At 42.0% G+C, this 21901-nt stretch carries 26 protein-coding genes and 1 pseudogene; 18 read left to right on the top strand and 9 right to left on the bottom strand.

Annotated elements, in window-relative coordinates:
• Window positions 1–86: 86 nt before the first annotated feature.
• The gene (locus O9139_RS08700; RefSeq protein ID WP_333742519.1) at window positions 87–1523 is read left to right on the top strand and encodes a sugar phosphate nucleotidyltransferase; all 1437 of its coding nucleotides are present in this window, start codon (window positions 87–89) and stop codon (window positions 1521–1523) included.
• A 379-nt stretch (window positions 1524–1902) separates the two neighbouring features.
• On the opposite strand, the gene O9139_RS08695 is transcribed toward O9139_RS08700, so the two are convergent.
• Window positions 1903–2604 carry a response regulator gene (locus O9139_RS08695; protein WP_270879070.1) on the bottom strand — a complete coding sequence of 234 codons (702 nt, stop codon included), beginning with the start codon at window positions 2602–2604 and terminating at the stop codon, window positions 1903–1905.
• Entirely contained in the window at window positions 2597–4207 is a 1611-nt protein-coding gene (locus tag O9139_RS08690; protein ID WP_270879069.1) for an ATP-binding protein, read from the bottom strand. The genes O9139_RS08695 and O9139_RS08690 overlap by 8 nt, the downstream gene beginning before the upstream one ends.
• Before the next feature lie 162 nt (window positions 4208–4369).
• Between O9139_RS08690 and O9139_RS08685 the strand changes: the two genes are divergently transcribed.
• The 3 genes from O9139_RS08685 to O9139_RS08675 are packed head-to-tail and all read left to right on the top strand — an operon-like array spanning window position 4370 to window position 7194.
• Window positions 4370–5218 (top strand): ABC transporter ATP-binding protein, encoded by an 849-nt coding sequence (locus O9139_RS08685; protein WP_270879068.1) that lies wholly within the window; start codon window positions 4370–4372, stop codon window positions 5216–5218.
• A gap of 37 nt (window positions 5219–5255) precedes the next feature.
• Window positions 5256–6047 (top strand): ABC transporter permease, encoded by a 792-nt coding sequence (locus O9139_RS08680; protein ID WP_270879067.1) that lies wholly within the window; start codon window positions 5256–5258, stop codon window positions 6045–6047.
• Window positions 6048–6081: 34 nt separating this feature from the next.
• Entirely contained in the window at window positions 6082–7194 is a 1113-nt protein-coding gene (locus tag O9139_RS08675; RefSeq protein ID WP_270879066.1) for an ABC transporter substrate-binding protein, read from the top strand.
• A gap of 99 nt (window positions 7195–7293) precedes the next feature.
• Here O9139_RS08675 and O9139_RS08670 read toward each other — a convergent pair whose 3' ends face one another.
• Together O9139_RS08670 and O9139_RS08665 are read right to left on the bottom strand one after the other, a co-directional pair.
• A complete protein-coding gene (locus O9139_RS08670; RefSeq protein WP_270879065.1) occupies window positions 7294–7506 on the bottom strand; it encodes a hypothetical protein in 213 nt (70 codons plus the stop codon).
• On the bottom strand, window positions 7503–8264 hold the full coding sequence (locus O9139_RS08665) for a COG4280 domain-containing protein (protein ID WP_270879064.1): 762 nt from the start codon (window positions 8262–8264) through the stop codon (window positions 7503–7505). The genes O9139_RS08670 and O9139_RS08665 overlap by 4 nt, the downstream gene beginning before the upstream one ends.
• Window positions 8265–8784: 520 nt before the next feature.
• Here O9139_RS08665 and O9139_RS08660 point away from each other — a divergent pair.
• Window positions 8785–9456, top strand: a complete 672-nt coding sequence (locus O9139_RS08660; protein ID WP_270879063.1) for a DUF1345 domain-containing protein — start codon at window positions 8785–8787, stop codon at window positions 9454–9456.
• A 700-nt stretch (window positions 9457–10156) separates the two neighbouring features.
• Here O9139_RS08660 and O9139_RS08655 read toward each other — a convergent pair.
• Window positions 10157–10363 carry a hypothetical protein gene (locus O9139_RS08655; protein ID WP_270879062.1) on the bottom strand — a complete coding sequence of 69 codons (207 nt, stop codon included), beginning with the start codon at window positions 10361–10363 and terminating at the stop codon, window positions 10157–10159.
• Between the two features lie 115 nt (window positions 10364–10478).
• Window positions 10479–10610: a hypothetical protein gene (locus O9139_RS08650; RefSeq protein WP_270879469.1), complete on the bottom strand. Its 132-nt coding sequence runs from the start codon at window positions 10608–10610 to the stop codon at window positions 10479–10481.
• A gap of 376 nt (window positions 10611–10986) precedes the next feature.
• Between O9139_RS08650 and O9139_RS08645 the strand changes: the two genes are divergently transcribed.
• From O9139_RS08645 to O9139_RS08580, 13 genes are all read left to right on the top strand, one after another.
• Window positions 10987–11766 (top strand): sulfite exporter TauE/SafE family protein, encoded by a 780-nt coding sequence (locus O9139_RS08645; RefSeq protein ID WP_270879061.1) that lies wholly within the window; start codon window positions 10987–10989, stop codon window positions 11764–11766.
• A 40-nt stretch (window positions 11767–11806) separates the two neighbouring features.
• Window positions 11807–12928 carry an MBL fold metallo-hydrolase gene (locus O9139_RS08640; protein WP_270879452.1) on the top strand — a complete coding sequence of 374 codons (1122 nt, stop codon included), beginning with the start codon at window positions 11807–11809 and terminating at the stop codon, window positions 12926–12928.
• A gap of 36 nt (window positions 12929–12964) precedes the next feature.
• The gene (locus tag O9139_RS08635) at window positions 12965–13273 is read left to right on the top strand and encodes a rhodanese-like domain-containing protein (protein ID WP_270879060.1); all 309 of its coding nucleotides are present in this window, start codon (window positions 12965–12967) and stop codon (window positions 13271–13273) included.
• A 26-nt stretch (window positions 13274–13299) separates the two neighbouring features.
• The gene (locus tag O9139_RS08630) at window positions 13300–13872 is read left to right on the top strand and encodes a sulfurtransferase TusA family protein (RefSeq protein WP_270879059.1); all 573 of its coding nucleotides are present in this window, start codon (window positions 13300–13302) and stop codon (window positions 13870–13872) included.
• A 34-nt stretch (window positions 13873–13906) separates the two neighbouring features.
• Window positions 13907–14305: a DsrE/DsrF/DrsH-like family protein gene (locus tag O9139_RS08625; protein WP_270879058.1), complete on the top strand. Its 399-nt coding sequence runs from the start codon at window positions 13907–13909 to the stop codon at window positions 14303–14305.
• A 219-nt stretch (window positions 14306–14524) separates the two neighbouring features.
• Window positions 14525–14752 carry a sulfurtransferase TusA family protein gene (locus tag O9139_RS08620; protein ID WP_270879057.1) on the top strand — a complete coding sequence of 76 codons (228 nt, stop codon included), beginning with the start codon at window positions 14525–14527 and terminating at the stop codon, window positions 14750–14752.
• 398 nt (window positions 14753–15150) lie between these two features.
• Entirely contained in the window at window positions 15151–15531 is a 381-nt protein-coding gene (locus O9139_RS08615) for a rhodanese-like domain-containing protein (RefSeq protein ID WP_270879056.1), read from the top strand.
• Window positions 15532–15598: 67 nt separating this feature from the next.
• Complete coding sequence (locus tag O9139_RS08610; RefSeq protein ID WP_270879055.1) at window positions 15599–16075, top strand: DsrE/DsrF/DrsH-like family protein; 477 nt, start codon at window positions 15599–15601, stop codon at window positions 16073–16075.
• An 82-nt stretch (window positions 16076–16157) separates the two neighbouring features.
• Complete coding sequence (locus O9139_RS08605) at window positions 16158–16418, top strand: metal-sensitive transcriptional regulator (RefSeq protein WP_270879054.1); 261 nt, start codon at window positions 16158–16160, stop codon at window positions 16416–16418.
• Window positions 16419–16442: 24 nt separating this feature from the next.
• Window positions 16443–16829 carry a rhodanese-like domain-containing protein gene (locus O9139_RS08600; RefSeq protein WP_270879053.1) on the top strand — a complete coding sequence of 129 codons (387 nt, stop codon included), beginning with the start codon at window positions 16443–16445 and terminating at the stop codon, window positions 16827–16829.
• 356 nt (window positions 16830–17185) lie between these two features.
• The gene (locus O9139_RS08590; RefSeq protein WP_270879051.1) at window positions 17186–17575 is read left to right on the top strand and encodes a DUF302 domain-containing protein; all 390 of its coding nucleotides are present in this window, start codon (window positions 17186–17188) and stop codon (window positions 17573–17575) included.
• Window positions 17576–17994: 419 nt separating this feature from the next.
• Window positions 17995–18489 (top strand): DUF2231 domain-containing protein, encoded by a 495-nt coding sequence (locus O9139_RS08585; RefSeq protein WP_270879050.1) that lies wholly within the window; start codon window positions 17995–17997, stop codon window positions 18487–18489.
• Window positions 18490–18897: 408 nt separating this feature from the next.
• Entirely contained in the window at window positions 18898–19602 is a 705-nt protein-coding gene (locus O9139_RS08580) for a VIT1/CCC1 transporter family protein (protein ID WP_270879049.1), read from the top strand.
• Window positions 19603–19851: 249 nt separating this feature from the next.
• Here the strand turns inward: O9139_RS08580 and O9139_RS08575 are convergent, their stop codons facing one another.
• From O9139_RS08575 to O9139_RS08565, 3 genes and pseudogenes are all read right to left on the bottom strand, one after another.
• Entirely contained in the window at window positions 19852–20091 is a 240-nt protein-coding gene (locus O9139_RS08575; RefSeq protein WP_270879048.1) for a hypothetical protein, read from the bottom strand.
• Between the two features lie 243 nt (window positions 20092–20334).
• Window positions 20335–20847 carry a hypothetical protein gene (locus O9139_RS08570; protein ID WP_270879047.1) on the bottom strand — a complete coding sequence of 171 codons (513 nt, stop codon included), beginning with the start codon at window positions 20845–20847 and terminating at the stop codon, window positions 20335–20337.
• Window positions 20848–21025: 178 nt separating this feature from the next.
• Window positions 21026–21901, bottom strand: a pseudogene (locus O9139_RS08565) (IS110 family transposase); the annotation flags it as partial.

Genomic DNA, 21901 nt, shown 5'->3' with positions numbered 1-21901 from the left:
TTTGTGTCATTTGATAGGTGTATTTATTGTTTCCAATTCTATTAATTCTTCATAGATTAAAGTAATCACTTGCAAAGGGGGGAACTATGTCATTGAAATTAATACTTTTGTCAGGAGGCTCAGGTAAGAGGTTATGGCCTTTATCCAATGGCAGTCGATCCAAACAGTTTTTGAAGCTTTTGAAAGACCCTGATGGCAGAATGGAATCCATGGTCCAAAGAGTATGGCGGCAGCTTCAATCTGTAGGTTTAACCAAACATGCCTTTATTGCCACCTGCGAAGAACAGGTCGATTTGATTATGAACCAATTAGGTGATGATGTTCCTATCATCGTTGAACCATCAAGAAGGGACACGTTTCCGGCTATTGCTTTAGCAACAACCTATTTGCATTCGGTAGAAAAAATTGATATCGAGGAAGTCGTTTGTGTACTGCCTGTCGATCCATATGTTGAGGAATCTTTTTTTTACGCTATAGAAAAGCTCGAAGAAATTATTACTAGTTCTCCTATTGATTTGGCACTATTAGGTGTTAATCCAACTCATCCATCTGAGAAGTACGGCTACATTCTTCCATCTTTAACTCCCAATCCTTCAGGGTTTCATTTTCAACTTGTTGATCATTTTATTGAAAAACCAGATGAAAAATTAGCTGAACAATTAATCGCCAGTCATGCGCTCTGGAACTGTGGAGTCTTCGCTTTTAAGGCTAAGTTTCTCCTTAACATCCTCACTGATAAAAAACTGCCTGTAAATTACGAAGAGCTGCAGAATTCATATCAAGAGCTTCCCCAAATTAGTTTTGATTATGAAGTAGTTGAAAAAACAAGAGAAATTGCAGTGAAAATATACAATCATGATTGGAAAGATCTCGGTACATGGAACACGTTTACAGAGGAAATGGCAACTAATCAGATCGGCGATGGAATTATCAGTGAGGATTCAAGAAACTCGTACCTTATTAATGAGTTAAATGTGCCTATAGTTATTCAAGGATTATCGGATATTGTTGTCGCTGCCAGTCCGGATGGCGTGCTGGTTACTGAAAAGTGTAACAGTGAAAAAATTAAGAGTCTGATAAGTGGGATGAACAATCGACCCATGTTTGAAGAACGGCGGTGGGGGACTTATCGTATACTAGATTTCAGTAGCTGTGGCGAAAAGCAAGTATTGACCAAGCGGCTCACAATTTACGCAGGAAAACATACGAGCTACAAAACTCAAAAACAACGGAGTAAAATATGGACTATAGTCATAGGTGAGGGATTATTTGCCTTTGATGGTCATATCTACAAAATTGAATGCGGAAGAGTTCTAACTATACCAGTGGGCACGATGCATGGAATTAAAGCCATTTCGGACTTGCAGATTATTGAAATCCAAACAGGAACGAACTTACATGAAGAGGAGAACGCCGAGATATTTATGAGTTGGAAAGAAATCGAAGAGCGTTGTAAGTATTCGGATAATTGGAATGAAATAGTGAAGTCAGGTGAACATGTCAAAGAGTGCGCTGATAACTAATTATCGGACAAAATTCACTTAGGCTCGCTGTAACATATTATTAATTATTCCGTTCCTGCAACATTTTGGATTGCGGTTTGAGGTGAGATCGGCCTCACTTAAGGTTCGGATGGCCGACCGGTTAAGCTTACGGAATAAATGCTAAATGCCTCCAGAACCCTCCGGAGGCTTTTTTATGTTTGCTTTAGTTTGTACGAAGTCGAACCCAATCCCCGTTTGACTACGGTACATAAAGGCATCGACATTTGTCGTAAGAACAGGACTTTCTAGACACAGCCATAAAGCAATTAGGCAGTACTTATTTGATCAGATGCACTTTAAGAACCGAGGCAGGGTCGGGCATGAAGGCGTGTATTTGACGAGTAAAAGCTCTCCGTGTTCAAACTTTCATCCTATAGAGCCGCTGAGGTCGGCCGATTGTACCGTATTGTAAATATTCTTCAACAATATGTTCTTCTAAGAGATAAGTCATATAATTCCGAACGGTGGATCGGCTTACGCCGGCCCTCTGGGCGATTTGATCTACATTTTGATAATCCTTGATTTCTTCTAGATACTGTTTGATACGCTCAAGCGTCCTAATGTCAATTCCTTTCTGGAAAGGATTGGGTGTGATCGTACTAGTGCTGGAGTCTGGTGCGCGAAGCTTTTTTAGATTGTCAAGAGATTCCTGATTCAAAGGGTCGGAAGAAGATAACCGGGATTTAAATTGGATGTATTTAATAAGCGTGTTTCGCAGATGCTCCAAATCAAATGGTTTAAATAAATAATCAAAAATGCCTAACCGAAATCCTTCTTCGACAATTTCACGTTCTTTTGCCGCGGTTATCAGGATAATATCGCATGGGAGGTTCTGACTGCGGATTGTTCGAACAAGTTCAATGCCTGATTGATCGGGCAAATACACATCAAGCATTATCAAATCCGGCTTCATTGTGATTGTCGTGGACAGAGCTTGTTCGTAATTGTGAGCGGTACCTACCAATTCATAACCTTCTTGAGAGCTAATGAACTTACCATGCATTCTTGCAATCATAAAATCATCATCAACAACTACTACACGAATAGGGGAATTACTCATGTACCGTTCCTCCTTTTTTAGGTAAACTTGCTACTAAAGTCGAGCCCAAAGATGAACTGTTTATCGAGAGTTTACCACCAACATTTGTAATTAATCGAGCCAGCAGGGCAAGACCAAATCCACGTCCGCTTCCTTTGGTTGACACCCCGTCCTTGAACACATCTTCTCCAAGTAAAGGATCAATCCCCGGACCGGTATCTTGCACAGAAATGGTTAGTAGGTCCCTTACATCCTCGAAACGGACGATGATTGTAGCCGGGCCTCCTTTAGAAGGGGCGCCCACCATGGCTTCCAGGGAGTTTTCGATGGCATTCCCCAGCAGCGTAATCACGATATCCCGATGAGGACAGGGGTCAGGCAGTACCGATTCGGAGTCAACAATTAGCTGAATACCAAGTTCTTTAGCCCTGTGCAGCTTGCCGATCAGCACGCCGATCACAGCTGAGTCATGAATTTTGGACAAGAAAAAGCTCAATAAATACTGTTGTTCCTCATTAATTTCTTCGATCAATTCGTTCACCATCTCATATTCTTTCATAGTAATCAGCCCTGAAATCAGATGAAGTTTATTCATAAACTCATGGCGCTGACTTCGCAAAGAATCGGCGTATTGGCCGATATCGGCAAGACGCTGATCGATTTGGTCGAGCTGGAGTTTATCCCGGAAAGTAGCTACGGCTCCTATGACTTTTCCTTTGGCACGAACAGGTACGCGATTAGTAATTACTAGCGTATTTCCTATAATCATAGGCTCATCCTGATGGAGGTTCCCTTCTTCAAGAACTTCCAACAATCGCGATGTCGGGAGAATCGAATTTATATCTCGGCCGTTGACATCCGTGTTTTCCATTTCCAATATTTTTTTTGCCTCGCGATTACAGGTTGTTATTTTTCCGTCGCTATTGATGGCGATAATACCTTCCCGTATGGAATTCAGGATCGCTGCCTGTTCTTGCGTGATGAAGGCAATTTCATTAGGTTCCATATTGAAAATTTGTTTTTTGATGTGTCCGGATAACAAATACGCTCCAAAAAGACCGAAGAGCAGGGCAATGATACCCGAGATCACGATTTTTAAAAGGATGCTGTATATGTCTTTCCAAATATCTTGAACAAGAAAACCAACAGATACCACTCCAATCTGATGATGATTGGTGTCAAATATTGGCGTTTTCCCGCGGATTGAAAGTCCGAGACTGCCTCCAGATGTGGATTGAACCTCCTGTCCGTGAAGTACTTGTTGATCTAGATCGACATCTTCCCCATCGAGCGGCAATCCAATTTTCATTGGATTCGGGTGGCTGAAGCGGATTAAATCCATATTAGTGACAACAATAAATTCTGCTTTCGTCTTGATCCTCAGGTCTTCAGCCAGCGGTTGTATGACAGAAGAGGGATTCGACTCCTGCAGCGCTTGAACCACTTGGGGCAGTCCGGCGATCGTTCTGGCTAAAAAAATAGCACGCTCGCCTGTTTCCTTATACTTCCTGTCGATCGTTATGTAAGACAATGCAGATAGTACCAAGATCAAAACAAACAAAATATTTAACAGCACCAGGAGATTGATTTTCGATCTTAAAGTCAACGACCGAGTAGGTTTCATCGAATGCAACTCCATTTCAATTCCGTTGGATTTATTGTAAAAACCTTTTTTATTGGAAATAATGAATTTTTCAGCACAATGTATACGCTTTCTTTATGTTCCACTATACTCAAAATTGTAAACGCTATCAATCAAAAAATGCAAGACAGGAGGCAACAAGAAATGAATACAGAGTCGGAACACGTTCGATATGAAGCTAAAGCCAATGTTAAGCCTATGATCGAATTAATAGGAGTTTCCAAAGAATTTTTGAAACCGTCCGGCGAAGTCCATACGGTGCTCCGCGACATCAACTTAACCGTAGGAAAAGGCGAATTTGTTTCCATTGTAGGCCCGACAGGCTGCGGGAAGTCGACAACGTTAAGTTTAATCGCAGGATTTGAATCGCCAACGAAAGGTACGATCCGGATTCAAAATGAACTGCTAGATAGGATCAATCGATTAGCCGCTTGCGTTTTCCAAACTGAAAATGCGTTCCCCTGGAAAACGGTGATTGAAAATGTATCCTTAGGCTTAAGGTTAAGAGGTACGGATAAGCGCAAAGCCTATGATGAAGCAAGAAAATGGATTGAGATTGTAGGGTTGAAAGGATTTGAGGGCCACTATCCTCATCAATTGTCCGGCGGAATGAGAAAACGCGTCGCTTTAGCTCAAACGCTCATCGTGCAGCCGCAAATATTGCTGATGGACGAATCGTTCTCCGCGCTCGATGTGCATACACGCCATTTGATGGAAAATGAGCTTCTCAAGATATGGGAAGAGACCTCAGCTTCGGTCTTCTTTATTACCCATGATCTGGAAGAGGCCATTGCGCTCAGCGACCGTGTCGTTGTTTTGAGTGCAGGTCCTGCGGCGACCGTGAAGGGCGATTATCGTATCGATCTGCCGCGGCCGCGCAATGTGGCAGAAATTCGGTTTGATCCGGCGTTTATGAGACTTCATGAGCAAATTTGGAATGATTTAAGGGATGAGGTGATGATCAGCTATGCACACAGTGTCGGCCATAAATAACAACACGAAGGAAGAAATCGACTCAAGGAAGAGAGAAATGCGTAAAAAGGTATTAAAGATCAGAGCGCGCAACCTAACTCTTCAAATAATTCTGGCCATCATTATTTTTGGACTGTGGGAGTTTCTAGCAGATAGACAAATCATCGATAAATTTTTCTTCTCTAGCCCATCGGAAATACTACTGCACATCGCAGATTGGTTTCAGAATGGCACGAGCCAGGGTCCTTTATATGTCCATTTCATTGTAACCTTTGAGGAAACGATACTTTCGTTTGTCATAGGGGTTGCCTTAGGCGTAATCGGAGGCTATTTGCTCGGGAGGAATGAAATTTTATCCGTTGTTTTCGGTCCTTACATCCAAATGTTGAATGCGCTTCCACGTGTGGTTCTTGCTCCCATTTTTATTCTGTGGCTTGGATTGGGAATGCCGTCCAAAGTTGCTCTTGGTGTCACATTAACTTTCTTCGTTGTCTTTTTCAATGCTTTCCAGGGTGTACGCGAAGTCGATAAGAACTTAGTTAACAATGCACGGCTGTTGGGCGCCAACAATAGACAGCTTGCGAGACATGTTATTATTCCTTCTGCATTAACGTGGATATTATCCAGTCTGCATTCCAGCTTCGGCTTTGCTCTCGTTGGTGCTGTTGTTGGCGAGTTCATCGGCGCTACCAAAGGTCTTGGGTTTTTGATCTCGCAAGCCCAGGGTGCCTTCGACACTGCAGGTGTTTTTGCTGGTATGGTATTGCTTTCAATTACCGCATTAGCCGCGAATTGGGCAGTTGGCAAGTTGGAAAAAAGGTTTATTGCTTGGCGCTTTGTCCGCCAATAAATAATAAAATCTCATATGAAAAGGGGTAAGAACGATGAGAAAAAGCCAAAAGATTGTAGTTGGGATGTCCAGCGTCGCTATTCTAGCCATGATTGCAACAGGATGTGGGGCTGCTCAGCAGGCTGCTGCGCCAAGTAAAGAACCTGTTAAGCCTGCGGATTCGGCCAAACCCGCTGAAACGAGTGCGTCCACACCGGCAGCAGCTCCAATGCCGAAAGTAACGATCATGGTCGGAGGCTTGGAAAAGGTTATCTATCTGCCGTATAAACTCACGGAAAGTTTGGGTTATTTCAAAGATGAGGGACTTACTGTAGAATTAGTGAATGAAGCCGCTGGACAATCTGCGGAGGAATCTCTGATTGCCGGAGAAGTGCAAGGGGTAGGCGGATTCTATGACCATACGATCGACATGCAATCCAAAGGAAAGATTCTTGAATCCGTCGTACAAATGGCAGGGATTCCAGGAGAGCGGCTTATGGTATCCAATAAATTAAAAGATCAAATCAAAGGCCTGGCTGATTTAAAAGGTCATACGATCGGGGTTACCGGGCTCGGTTCTTCAACGAACTTCCTTGCAAACTACCTGGTAACTAAAGGCGGGAATACAACCAAAGATTATACACCGGTACCTGTTGGGGCAGGGCAAACCTTAATTGCAGCAATGCAGCAGGGGAAAATTGACTTGGCTGTAACGACTGAACCGACGGTATCCCTGCTCGTCTCCAAAAATATTGCCTCCGTTCTCGTCGATATGAACACGGTGGAGGGGACGAAGCAAGCGTTAGGCGGTAACTATCCGGCTACTTCACTATACATGCAAGCTTCATACGTAAAAGCTCATCCTGATGTTACGCAGCATTTGGCGAATGCCTTTGTAAAGACAATGAAATGGATTAATACGCATACGCCTGAGGAAATCGCCGATAAACTGCCGAAAGAATATTATGCAGGCGATAAGGACATGTATTTGACTGCATTGAAAGGCACTTTACCGATGTTTACACCGGACGGAAAAATGCCTTCCGACGCTCCTGAAAAAGTGCTTGAGGTACTCAGTGCATTTAATCCTAAACTGAAGGATGCTGGCATTAAGCTCGATCAAACGTATACAACTGAATTCGTTGATAAAGCGTTGAATGCCAAATAAGGTTAAAAATGGAAAAGAGCTCTTACCGGGGCTCTTTCCGTTTTTAATCTTATTTGGTTTGACTGCGAAGCATTATTCCCCTAAAAGAGGCGTTCTTAATTAGGATAATGACTTCGATTTCTTTCGAAATTCCATGATCAAACTGAGAAGTAAGGTAGCTACGATGAGAAGCAAGAGCATCCATCCCGCATATTGAAGGTTCATTCCATTTCTGATGGCAAAGTAAGAAAGAGCAATCGATACCAATAAACCAATGCCTAGCCACCAATCATCGAAAATAAGACCAATTACCATTTGGAGTGCTGCCTTCATGCACGTTCACCTATCGCTTTCTTAGAAATATGTTTTCCTTTGTGTTTGCGGGACAAAAAGTTAACAGATAGGAAGGAAATAACAAGCAGCACCAAAGTGATGACCAAGATGGATACATCCGCATGCCACCAATTAACGCCAATACCCTCACCAACCCAGAAAATTCCAAATCCACTCAACATAAGACCAACAATGAATTTCATGGTATTTTCAGGGATCATAGCTAACGGCTTACGCAGTAGAACGCCTGCGATTACAACGACTAGCAACCCAATCAAGCTGCCCGCTATGGCTGAAGAGAGGGAGTTCGCCGCTAAACCGAAGGTAATCACGATAAAAACGGCCTCTATGCCTTCCAAAAGCACAATATTAAAAGAAGTGGCAAAACCGAACCAATCCATTTGGCCCGCCGAGACGTTACTGCTACTCTGCCGTTCCAACTCTTCTTGATAAGCTTTATCTTCAAGATGCAGTGCTTTTAATCCGGAATATCGCAGAATTGCTTTGCGGAGCCAACGCATGCCGAAGAGCAGCATAAGAATCCCGATAACCAGTTGAAAGGCTTCCAACCTTACTACTTGCATTAATGGCAAGCCAAACAACGCAACTAAAGCAACCAAAAGCGCGACAGCAACTACCATTCCTGATAATGAGCTCTTCCAGCCCCTGACGACTCCAACAGCTAGCACGATAGTTAAAGCCTCGACAAACTCAACAGTAGTGCCGAGAAAACTTGCAATTATAACGTAACTGTTCATATGATTGTAAATTCCTTTCTATTAAAAAATCAGAAATCACTTTTTGGGACCTACCTCAACCAGGACAAAACTGATGGAATTCCAATGATAATATGTATGTCTATCAGTAAATACCTTATGACAAAGGATGTGTAGATTAATGTTAGATATTATATAAGCCTAAAACGATTCTCAAATTCGCAATAACTACTCTTTGGGGGCTATAAAAAATAAATTCATCTTGGGTTTTCTTGAGCATTGTTTTTACCCATATGATTACTCCCATTATAACTAGTGTTATTAAATCAATGGCAGAAGATGCTGGGGCATCGCCGCATGATAGCGGCTCCAGGCGATTTTTATGTGGAATATATAGGAAGCGGGACGAGTAGGTTTATCACTCAGCTATTGTGCTTCGCACTCAAATTGTGATTCTAATTGACCGTTTACTGCCAGCAAAAGGGCTTTAAACGGTTATTTATTGTGGAAAATCTTGTTTTTGGGAAATAATAAACAGATCGGTTATGAGGAGGGATGTTAAGTGGAAGATCATAATGATTTAGGCTCCAACGTAAACCAATCGCAACAATATGTTGGAAATGTGCCGCGATGGTCGTTCTTCATTGCAATTTTTATCATTGGGGGACTTCTCAGCGTACTTTCAGAAAGAATTACAATCGGTCCAAGTTGGCTTATACCTGTGATCACATTGGTTTTATTGATTCCGATGTTGATTTCTATTAAAAAATCTCATCAAAAAATGACTCGTGTTATTGCGTTAATTATAACCGGTATGGTTACGATTGGATTGATAAGCAGTGTAGGTTTTTTAGTTTATGGCTTATTTACACATACCAATGAAAGTGCGATGAATTTGCTGATGGATGCAGCCATTTTATGGGTAACCAATGTCTCTGTATTTGGGGCATGGTATTGGGAGATTGATCAAGGCGGACCTTATTTAAGACATGTGAGCAAGACACAACCAATTGACTTTCTTTACCCTCAAATGATGTTCGAATCAGATTTGTGGGCGAATTGGAAACCCACATTATTGGATTATTTATTCCTAGCATTTAATACGAGTGCAGCATTAGGACCAACAGATACACTGGTCTTGTCTAGGCGAGCAAAACTTCTAATGAACACACAATCCTCGATTTCTCTTATCATCGTAGCCGTACTTGCTGCACATGCAATCGGTGCATTGTAACACTTTCGGAAGGAGTCATGATAGAATGCGGGTGTTCAGCTTGAAGCTCAAGATAAGGGTTGGTGTTGCTTATGGTGTAGGTTATTACATAATCGAGCTGAAAACGGCATCTGTTTTCAGACGACCGTTGTTCATTCTATTGATTTGCTTTAAAGCAAAGAAACGTAGGTTTGGAGACGGCCGTCTCGAAGTATAAACTGTAAAAACAACAAACACCGGATCGGCAATTGATTGGATCCATGTGTTCGGGTGCTTGGCTGGACAAGAGTTGTCCGCTTAGGTAATTGATTCTTTGATGGGAATGAAATAACCCAGCGCGTTCTGGAGACGGTTCAGCCTGTCGGCCAGGGGCTTGAGATTGTTATGTAATTGTGAAATAACGGGAATAACCGCCTATTGGTGTTGCTGTCTTTTTAAGGATTTAAGTAGGAACCTGTAGGATTTGCTGCAGCTGATTGAAATCATCCCTAAACAAGAGACATAAAGCGAAGCTGAATTAAGCCACATTCAGCTTCGCTTTTCTTTTGCCGCGGATCAAGTAGAGAATAAACAGCAACGGGATGTAAGCGTACACAAAATAAAATCCCGCCTGGAAAAACCCGCATCACGGATACCGACAATTGATTAACAGGATAGCATTTGTTTGGTAGTGCTTCCTTCATGAATCACTAACGATTTCTGTACAGGCAGTGTTATTTTATTAATAATAATAATTGCCGACGCTAGGAAAGCCCAGGTACATTGGTGCATTAAAATAATACGGAAGATGGTGGTAACTGTGTACAGGTCCGTAGAAGTGTACTCCCGAAGGAAGACTCCCGTAGATCTTCACACCGGTAAACCCGGGCGGCCAAACAGATCCCACATTTCCAACGGCTTCAGGCTGCCGCCATTTGCTTACCAACATGCATCTCATCCTTGCATTATCGTTTTTGTGGCTTGATGTCATGATATGAGGTATTTGACTGCTCTGTTACAGTTTCAGAACTTTCGCGGAGGATGGCCATTGAAGTAACTGACAGTTAATTTGAAGTGCCACCATCTTCAAACGCCGCTAATTGAGTGCTCCCGTTTCTAACATGACTTATTACAGTCTCAGCCAAAATGAGATCGTCATTCACCTGCCAAATATCTTCTCTTGTCTTAATTGTCATATAACTCATCACCCGATTCACCATTTGGAATTGTGTAATCTTTATTTTTTATGCCACAGGAACCTTGACGAACAGATACGAAATGTTTATAGTATGTTTATACCCCAACGGGTATGGGTATATTAATGACTTTGTATGTGTACATTAAAAGGAGGCGGTATCGGCTATTAATTTTAATAATAATAATTTAGCATGGGACTGTTGAAAAATCTCAAAAGAAGTATTACTAATAATACTTCGAAGTATACCCAGAAATTAAAAGATATCTGCACAATGAAAATGGAAATTTTTTTTGGTCTAAAATATACCCCATAGGGTATTATTGATGTGGTTTATAGCATGATAAAAATATTGATATTAGAAAGGCAGGAGGTAAATGGAATTGGCATGGATTTTGACCATTTTCGCGATCGGCTTCCTGGGTTCATTTATCTCGGGGATGGTGGGAATCGGTGGGTCGATTATTAACTATCCGATGCTCTTGTTTATCCCGCCGCTTCTCGGCTTTGCAGCCTTTTCAGCCCAGGAAGTTTCAGCGATTAGTGCGGTTCAGGTTTTTTTTGCGACAATGATGGGAATGTTGGTTTTTCGCAAGGGAGGACTTCTTCATAAGCAACTTGTTCTCTATATGGGCATTTCCATCATTGCTGGCAGTTTTTTGGGTAGCTTTATATCCAATTCGCTTCCAAGCTCAGCGATCAATATGGTATATGCGGTTCTCGCACTCATTGCAGCTGTCATGATGTTTTTGCCCAAGAAGGGACTGGAAGGTCAAGATGTCAGTCAGGTTACATTCAACAAACCATTGGCCGTTATTCTCGCTTTAATCATCGGTGCGGTATCGGGAATTGTCGGCGCCGCCGGTGCTTTTATCACCGTACCGGTCATGCTCGTTGTTTTGAAGATACCGACTAGAATTGCGATTGCATCGTCACTGGCTATTACATTTATTTCCTCTATCGGTTCGACGGCAGGTAAGTTGATGGGCGGGCATATGCTGCTGATTCCGTCGGTTGCCCTTGTGGCAGCAAGTTTAATTGCATCTCCACTAGGAGCAAAGCTAAGCAAAAAAATGAATACGAAAATTCTTCAATGGATTTTGGCAGTGCTAATCACCGCTACTGTAATCAAAATATGGATGTCGATTCTATTCTAAGGGGGCAATCAAATTGACAAATCAAGTTCAACTTCAAGGAATGACCGCGGCGCAGCTGACAAAAAAAGTGCTGAATCACGAGCCGCTTTTTATCTTGGATGTGCGTAATGAGAGTGACTTTAACGATTGGAAAATCGAAGGCAATCAGGTAAAGGTCATCAACAAACCGTATTTTGATTTGATTGACGGAGTTGAAGCGGTTCTACACCTGATTCAGGACAATCAAGAAGTGCTAGTCGTATGTGCCAAAGAAGGTTCTTCAAAATTCGTCGCTGAACAGTTGGTTGAAGCAGGGAAGCAACATGTTTCCTATTTGGTAGGAGGGATGAAATCGTGGAGTGAGCATTTGGAGCCTGTTAAGATAGGTGATTTGAAGAGCGGCGGTGAAATCGTCCAATTTGTCCGCATCGGAAAAGGTTGCCTCTCTTATATGGTGATTTCTAACGGAGAAGCGGCAGTTATTGATGCAGTTCGTATGACAGATGTTTTTGTGGATTATGCCCAAAAGAACAATTTGAAAATCAAGCATACCATTGACACGCATCTTCATGCTGATCACATTTCCGGAGGGCGGCAATTAGCCGAACAATCAGGTGGAACGTACTGGCTGCCGCCAAAAGATGCTGATGAAGTGGTTTTCGACTATGAAAAGCTCGAGGAAAGCAAATCCATCGTGGTAGGCAATACACAAATCAAGATTCAACCGGTATACTCACCAGGTCATACGATTGGGAGTACATCCTTAATTGTGGACGATCGGTATCTGCTGTCCGGTGATATTTTGTTCGTGAAATCTATTGGGCGACCCGATCTAGCCGGCAAGGCAGAGGACTGGGTAACGGATCTAAGAACAACGCTATATGAGCGCTATAAGCAGCTGTCTGAAGAACTTGTTGTACTTCCCGCCCATTTCGGTAAATTCACGGAACTAGGTGAAGGGGGGAAGGTATCAGCACGTCTTGGCGACCTATATAAGGAAAATCCAGGATTGAATATTCAAGACACTTCCACATTCCGCAGAACGGTTACCGAGAATTTGCCACCGCAGCCGAATGCTTATCAAGAAATTCGTCAAACAAACATGGGGAAGATCACTCCATCGGAAGAGGAGCAACGGGAAATGGAGATTGGACCGAATCGCTGCGCGGTTCATGACGCATGAATCAAATTATCAGATTTCAGAAGGAGGAGAAACAAAATGTACAAAGAGCAATTGCCGGAAGAAGTTCTGGAGCGAATGAAAAGAAAAGAGAATGTCGTAATTCTAGATGTTCGCGAGCCTGAAGAATGGGAATCCGGACACATCCCGGGAGCCAAGCATATTCCGCTCGGACAAATCGCAAGGGCGTTAAATGAAATGGATCCGAGGCAGGAAACTATCGTCGTCTGCCGCAGCGGTAATCGAAGCGGTCAAGCCTGCGCTTTCCTTTCTTCGATGGGGTATAACGTGATCAACATGCCAGGCGGCATGTCGAAGTGGTCTGGAGATATCGTTTACGGGGTCTAAGCATTTTAAAAAATGGGAGGTTTATCATGACAACATTGCAGGTAGATCGCACTTTGGAATGTGAAGGGCTAGCTTGTCCACTGCCAGTAGTTAGAACCAAGAAAGCCGTCGATGAAATGAAACCCGGCGAAGTATTGGAAGTCCGAGCAACAGATAAAGGATCAGTCGCAGATCTAAAGGGCTGGGCAAGTCGTACCGGGCATCAATATTTAGGCTTAAAAGAAGAAGATGGCGTATTTCGCCACTTTATTCGCAAAGCCGAAGCTGCCGATACGAAAGCGGAGAAAAAACACCCGCATACAACAACGAATGAAGAGATTTATTCCAAAATTTCATCAGGAATCAAGCTGAACATCATCGATGTTCGGGAACCTGCGGAATATGCATTCGGACGCATCCCGGGTGCGATCTCGATCCCCATGGGCCAGCTAGAAGAGCAGCTTGCGTCGCTGGATCCAAATAAGGAATACTACGTCGTGTGCCGTTCTGGAAACCGAAGCGATATGGTTTGCCAGGTTCTGACTGAAAATGGGTTTTCCCAAATCAAAAATGTAATTCCCGGCATGTCTGAGTGGACGCACGAACTAGAGATAGATTAAATCAAATTTATTTAATTAAAGGAGACTGAATATCATGGCAAACAAAAAAGTAGCTCTTATTGCATCTTCCGGTGGTCTGGAGACCGCTTATAAGGTTCTGAATATTGCCACAGCCGCGGCGGCGCTCGATGCCGAAGTCGCAATCTTTTTCACCTTTGAAGGGCTCTCCATTATACACAAACAATCGGAGCAATTGCTTCAACTGAAGCCTGGCAACGAAGGTTTAGCTGAAGGCTTCAAGAAAGCGAATGTTCCATCGATCGGTGAGCTTATGGAAATCGCAAAAGAATCCGGAGTGCGCCTCATTGGCTGCCAAATGACGATAGACGTCATGGGACTGCAGCCGGAACATTTTATTGACGGGATCGATCTGGGCGGCGCAGCGACATTCCTGGATTTTGCCTTTGATGCGCAAGTGAGCTTGAACTTTTAATGTGAACATTCGAAAGAGTGAGTATGTCTAATGCTTCTTGATCACTGCGAGCAGCTGTTAGCTAAGATGAACGTTGGTAGTATTGTGTTTATTCTGAAGATGCGCAATAACAAGGAATTTGAAAGATGGAGAATCGAGTGATTGCGGGTCGAGTTGATGAATGTTTCTGGCCCGAATCGCTGCGCTGTTCATCATCAATATATAAGGAGAGATACACATATGGCAAACTTGGTTGTAGACGCAAAAGGACTCGCATGTCCGATGCCAATTGTAAAGGCAAAGAAGGGAATCGACACGCTCGAACCCGGACAAACCATGGAGCTGCAAACGACTGACAAGGGCTCTATGAAGGATTTCCAGGCATGGGTCAATCAAACCAATCATGAACTGCTGAAATCACGAGAGGACAACGGTATATTTACCTTTGTTGTAAAGAAAGGCTCCTGAAAATAAATTGGCTGCCACGATAGTGGCGGCTTTTTTAAAAGATAAATGAAGTCATGCACACGAGCGCTTGAACATTTCATCAAAAGATGAGGTTTATATTCTCTTTGATTTTGATGAAGCGAGAACGTAGGGGAAGCCTAATAGATACTAAAAAAGTTATTGCCTTGCGCGATGTTTGGTGTCAGCCACCCGTTTTTATATATATCGATGGCACCGAAAGAAGACGTTCAATTAGCCTTCTCCAGAAGGGGAGTAAATATTCTGGATCATCTTTATACTTCCTCCAATACTGCCACTAATTGCTGATTGAGTGTATACCCATCGGGGTATATAATTCTCTTGTATAAAGGATAAGGAGGGAGATTACTATTTTCACATTTATCCTCATGCTGATCTTCGTGATCTATGGTATTCAACGAATCAGGCCTATACAAGGTCTTACAAAGATAGATGCCGCTGCATTGGCTGCTCTGAACAAGGAAAATCATGCAAAGATAAAAATACTTGATGTCCGAGATCAGAATGATTATTATTCCGGCCACATAAAAGGGTCAATTTCTATTTCGTTAGGGAGATTGCCCTATGTTAAAAAAACAGGATTGTATGTTGAAGATAAAATTGTCATTATAGCAGACTCAAAGTACCAATGTCGAAAAGCGGCAAGACTACTGCAAAAAGAAGGCTATCATCATCTCTTCTATCTAGAAAACGGTATGGATGCATATCGAAATTTTGAGGAAATGCCACAAAGTCTTTGTTTTCTTCGGTCATGTAAGTAGGAATATTTTTTTATCCCGATTTTATACCCATACATGTATATGTAAAAGAGAAAGGATTGATATTTAAATGAATAAAGAAAAATCAACGATTGTCTTATTTAGTGGGGAATTGGATAAAGCAATAGCTGCGTTCATTATTGCCAATGGAGCTGCTGCTTACGATCATGAGGTGACCATTTTCTTCACGTTTTGGGGCCTGAATGCGCTCCGTAAGGATGAGTCTGTACTCGTGAAGAAAGGCTGGCTGGAGAGAATGTTTGCGAAAATGATGCCCCGCGGAGCGGACAAGCTGGGTCTGTCCAGAATGAACTTTGGCGGACTTGGTCCCAAAATGATTAAGCACGTTATAAAAAAGCACAACGCTATGACGCTGCCACAGCTCATCGAATTAGCTCAGGAACAAGGAGTTAAATTGGTTGCTTGCACCATGACGATGGACCTGCTTGGCTTGCAGAATGAAGAGCTTCTGGACGGTATTGAATATGCAGGCGTTGCCGCATACTTGGGTGACGCTGCAGATGCCAAAGTCAATTTGTTTATTTAACGAGGCGGAGAGCAGCATTGTTTTTACGAAACCGTTCGGTAATAATGTACCTATACCGGTATAAAGGAAAGGTGGTCATAATATGCAATATGATGAGGACGTTAAAAAGAGATTAAAGCGGGTAGAAGGACAAATTCGTGGTGTGCTGAAGATGATGGAGGAAGAGCAGCCTTGCAAAGATGTTGTCGCCCAATTGTCTGCCGTAAGGAGTGCTGCGGATAAAGCCATCGCCTACATCGTTGCAGTCAATCTTGAGCAATGTATTTTGGAAGAGAAGGAAGCTGGAGGAGATACAAGCAAAGTTGTTCAGCAGGCGATCGAATTGCTGGTGAAAAGCCGATAAGCAATAGGAAAGGAGGTAATATCGGTGGATGTAAATCTGATAGTTCGAATTATGGTCATCGCACTCCTCGCTTGGTTTATTTATTCACGATTCGCCGGGGTGAAAGGACTTAAGAACTTAAGTGCGGATCAATTCCAGGAAGAAATGAAAACAAACCATAATAAAGTGCTGGTTGATGTTCGGGAACCGGGTGAAGTCAAGCGAGGGTATATTGCCGGAGCTGTTAATATTCCGTTATCTCAAATCAAGCAACGAATCAGCGAAATCCCGGCGGGGAAAAGTATCTATTTATATTGTCAAAGCGGTATGAGAAGCAAACAGGCGGCGAGAATACTGCAAAAGAACGGCTTCCGTGAGCTCACCCATCTGCAAGGTGGCATCATGACATGGAACGGAAAACTATCGAAATGAAGCAAAAATCATTAGCTCACACGTGAGAGCTAATGATTTTTTTACATTTACATAAGTATGAAGTATTTGCAAATACTTATTTTGTCGGCGTACTGTAATGCTCCACATAGCCTTCTAGGGATGGGATGAATTCCTTTTCGTAATGGTTTTTTGGACAAGTTTTTATAATATGTGACAGTAACACATTAGATTTGTTTGTGATCAACGTTTCATGGCAAACAGGGCATTTTTCTTGTGTAATGAGTTTTATAAAGGTCAATATGATTCCTCCTAATTCCGATTTGTATACTACGAATTATAAGGTGAAGAAAACATGATTGTAAATAAGAAATTGTTGAAAGAGAGGTTAGAGACGGATGTTCCATTATACGATTGAAACTGATCTTACAATTGTTCAAACTATAGAGAAATTGGAACGGCATTTAAAGAAAGAAAAGTTCGGTGTGCTATGGCATTTGGATATGCAGGAGAAGTTAAGGGAGAAGGGAGTAGAACTTGAGCAGAACTATCACATACTCGAGGTATGTAATCCTGTCGAAGCAAAACGTGTACTTAGTGAAAATGCTCTTATAGGATATTTCCTACCTTGTAAAATCACCGTTTATGAGGAATTGGGAAAAACGAAAATCGGTCTGCCCAAACCAACGGCTTTAATTGGATTGGTGGATAATGGCGTACTCAAAGGCATTGCAGAGGATGTAGAAAAAAGATTGATCTCTTGTATAGATAAAGCAGCAATGTCTTAACGGAAAGAGACCGGATACGCATCGGTCTCTTTTTTGTTTTTTGTTCTGTTATTTACGAAATATTGTATGGAATAAGTCTTGTAACCGTCCGATAAATTTTTCGCTTTATAACCTTTTTGAGCCAAGATCCAGAAAGCTGTAAGTCCACGCAGCCCTATCTGGCAGAACACCTACATATCATGCTACTTCAGGCTCATTTAATCTGCCGCGCGGACCGTCATTCGTCATTTTGAACGCTTTGTCTATCGAGCCTTGATCATATTCGGCAGGTGTTCTAACGTCAACCACAGCCCTTGCGTACGATCAAATCCCCCGCTGAAAACGGTGATGAATCAACATTCACATTATTTTAATAGAATTTTAAGATTATTTTGGTATAACAGTAAATAACTTTTGAATGAAGAGAGGGAGAGAAAAGCATGAGTTATCTGATTCGAAATGCACATTTTTTAGTGATTCACATCCCGATCGCCATGCTCTTGTTCAGTTTTGTCTTTGATCTGCTAGCCATGATTTTAAAGAAAAAGGATTGGCATACCGCGGGTATTCTTTGTCTTATTGTGGGAACATTGGGGGCTATTGTTGCGGTCATCACAGGACCTGAAGGTGAGCGAAATCCACTCTTTCCTCAGCACGAACTGTATGGAAAGATAACCATGATGCTCTCCATCTTAATAACGTTAGTTCGTCTAGGAATACTTTGGAGAAAAAAAGTGGATATCGGTAAGAATCTTTTGTATCTGTTTATCATGTTAATTGGTGTTGGTCTTGTTTCGTACACAGGTGATTTAGGCGGCAAGATGGTGCATCCCGACCGCAGCCAAATGCATAAAGGTCCAGGACAGCAGCAAGGCGGTCTAGACCTGGGAAAAGCTAACCGATCAACCAATGATATTAAATCAAATAATGAATGAAGTCAATGATCTTCATAAACAGAAGTCTTTAGCTCCTATGTTACGGGTTCTAAGGCTTCTTTTTGTTATTATTCAATGAGTCGACAATCCAAGGGAGTAATTTCGAACGGATTTTTCTTCAACGAAATAGCCCGACTTGGCGAATGTCAAGCGTTTTTGAGGCGACGGAAGCTTCGAAGTCACTGTTCGTGAATTTTATCCGAGGCATGGATGCAAAAGTCACGCTTCAGTTCACGGCGTCCTTTGGTCGGAACGGTAGGAATGGTACGTCAGATGGGCTTTAGAAGTGACTATCGATCCATAGCCCACATAAGTTTCATATATATACAAATACTTATTGTAAGATTACATAATTAACCCACTCAAACACATCATTAAGTTCTAATAAATAAAAGGAGTGATGTCAATATGGAATATACAGCATACAAACAGCACAAGGAACAACATTTTGCTGCTCCTGATTTTATTCGGGATATTGTGATCGGCATGTCTGATGGGCTAACGGTTCCTTTTGCGCTAGCCGCAGGGTTGTCTGGGGCTGTCTCGGGAACTAATGTTGTTGTCATAGCTGGGCTTGCCGAAATTGCTGCAGGTTCAATCGCAATGGGGCTCGGTGGATACCTGGCCGCACGAACGGACCAAGAACACTATGCAAACGAGTTGGAAAGAGAGCGCAGAGAAGTCAGTGAGGTTCCTGACAAGGAAAAAGAAGAGGTAGCTGACGTTCTAAGAAGCTGGGGTCTTGGAGACACTGATGTCAATTCAGCTGTAGAAGCGATTAGCAAAGATCCGGAAAAATGGGTTGATTTTATGATGAAACATGAACTTGGACTGGAAGAACCAGAACCCAAAAGGGCCAGAAATAGCTCATTAACCATCGGTCTCTCGTACATCATTGGCGGACTCATCCCATTGTCACCTTACATTTTCATCCATAATGCATTCTCAGCTCTGCTGATATCTGTTATTGCTACACTAGTTGCATTATTTATATTTGGCTACATCAAAGGTAGATTTACGGGCTCCAAACCATTTAAAAGTGCATGGCAAACAACATTGGTCGGTGGTTTGGCAGCGGGAATTGCTTTTCTTGTCGCCAAATGGATTTCTTAATTTATATCCATTAACTGACACGTTCGTTTAAAACAGGGAGCAGATTGCATCGAAGCAAATATGGAGGGACTTTGTTGTGTATATACGAAACGACGAATGTATGCGTGTAATTGGGGAGGCCTAAGTTGTAGAAAGATATTGGAATAAACTTGTAAACGATTGCATAGGGCGTGATTGTGAGAAAAAATTAATGTATAGATAGCCATCGTGCTGCTGCTCGGGATGATCGTTCCCCAACTTCTAGTTCTTTTAATGGCATCGGCTGCCGGCAATACGGCGGTTTTGTACCAAAGCTTTGGAGTCGGCCAAACTGACGATTGGGTTAAAGTATCCTGGCTGGGAGACGGAACCATTGCCGACATCCAGCACGCTAACCGTTGTCGGAAATTTGTGATCGCCATGCTGCAGCAGATCAGCCTGTCCGATTTTTGATGTCTTCATGTGATCGTATCGAAAGGCGACTAGTGTACCTACGATTGTTGCCTTCATAGGCTATGTAGCGACTCCGACTCCAAGACAGGGGAGAGCTTCCCAAACACAAATCTCCATACTTTTTCACAAAACCCGTATTTTATACATATGTCTATAAAGTGAGTAAAACCCTTGTTATTGTGCCCTACTTGTCTGTCGGTTGACAAGAACTTGATGTCATAAATGACAAGAACTTTATCCCATTCCCGACAAAAAACCATCGCCATTATTTTGACGATGGTTTTGGTTTTTGTGGCTTTTTTAAATAGTTAATTTTCTAACATATTTATCAACGTAATCTCGAATTGATTTATTTTCTTCACTTGGATTATTGAAAATTAGCATGGATACTCTCAATGGATTAAATGACTTCATTTGAAGTATACTCTTTCTTATTTTCATCGAACTTAGAGAACATTTTAAACTTTTTAAATTTAGCCTCCTATTACATTGGAGAATTACTTCAATCGACTGTTTTTGGCTAACATCCCCTAGATGTTTGTAAATAATTTTGGGTATACTCCTTTCCGTCATTTTTCTAATATAATCCCAATTAGGTGTTTCTATTTTTTCAGATCCTTCCTGGGCGATCTCGAGCCATTCATAGAAATAATTAATAAACATTTCTGATGATACTCTATTTAAAATCCATTTAAACATCTCTCTATTATCTACTTGATAGAGATTTGTATTATTAAACAATCTTCGCTTAAATTCAAGAATTGTTTCTTGAAATAACTGAGTTGCTATTTCTAAACCCCCATTCAATAACAAGAAATTGCATCTTCTTTACTTTTTTCGATTAAGAGATACTTTATCGTCACATTCACCAGTTTCCTATAATTGTTAAAATCACTTCTATTTATGAACCCTCTTGCCATATATTCATCTATTAAGCTCAGGTCTATTTTCCCAAACTTTGTGAATCTTTCTGGTCCTAATGCTCGAAATAAAGCAATGCATTTCCGTGTACAAAGCCACTTAAATCCCCTGCTTCACCAAGAATACCTGCAAGTGAAATCGCGTTAATCCCTTTAACAGCAAGCATTGATTTAGCAAAAGGAATGCGGTCTAAAACAGTAATAATCTCTGCCTCTACTATTTTAAGCTGCTCGCACGCAAGATCGTATTCGGCCAGAAGCTGCTTTAAATGAAGCTTGTACGCATATGTAGCTTGTTTAGAACCAACAGAATGACTAGCAAGAGCAATTAGTGCTAGAGCCTTTCTTTCGCCAGGCTGACGTTTCATTAGGGACTTCCATCCATATACCACATCTTGAGGCTCTAATTTCTTCATTTCTTCAGGTGTTGAAAAAAGTCGTAATGTGGCCAATGAGCCTTTGCACATAAGGTCTTTAAAGACTTGCCGCAACTCGGGAAACACAACGTCAACCCAACGATGGATTTGGTTTTTAGCACTAACGAGTCTCGTCACGACAGAGTCCCTGTTTGAGAGAAAGACTCGAAGTTCTTCAAAGGCTTCAGGAGTGTTGCGAGTGAATGAGTAGTAGCCGTTCTTAACCATGTCAGCGATGACCAGAGCATCCTTTTTGTCGCTCTTTGATGGCGTATTGTCGCGGTTTTCTTTATTCTTTTTTACAAGATGAGGATTAACGAGAACAACTTCATATTCACGCTCGGAGAGCCATTTAGAGACGTTTAGCCAGTAATGACCGGTAGGTTCCATGCCAACAATAGCCGAACTAAGGCTATGAGCTGCTTGCAGTGAATGAATCCATCGAAGAAGATTTTGAAATCCTTCTTCATCATTCGTAAAGGATATTGGATTACCGACCACGATTCCACGAAAATTAACTGCACGTGCGAC

The organism is Paenibacillus aestuarii (assembly GCF_027789125.1).
Classification (GTDB): Bacteria; Bacillota; Bacilli; order Paenibacillales; family NBRC-103111; genus Paenibacillus_E; species Paenibacillus_E aestuarii.
The sequence above is the reverse complement of the archived record's forward strand: the minus strand, read 5'-3'. Positions and strand labels throughout refer to the sequence as shown.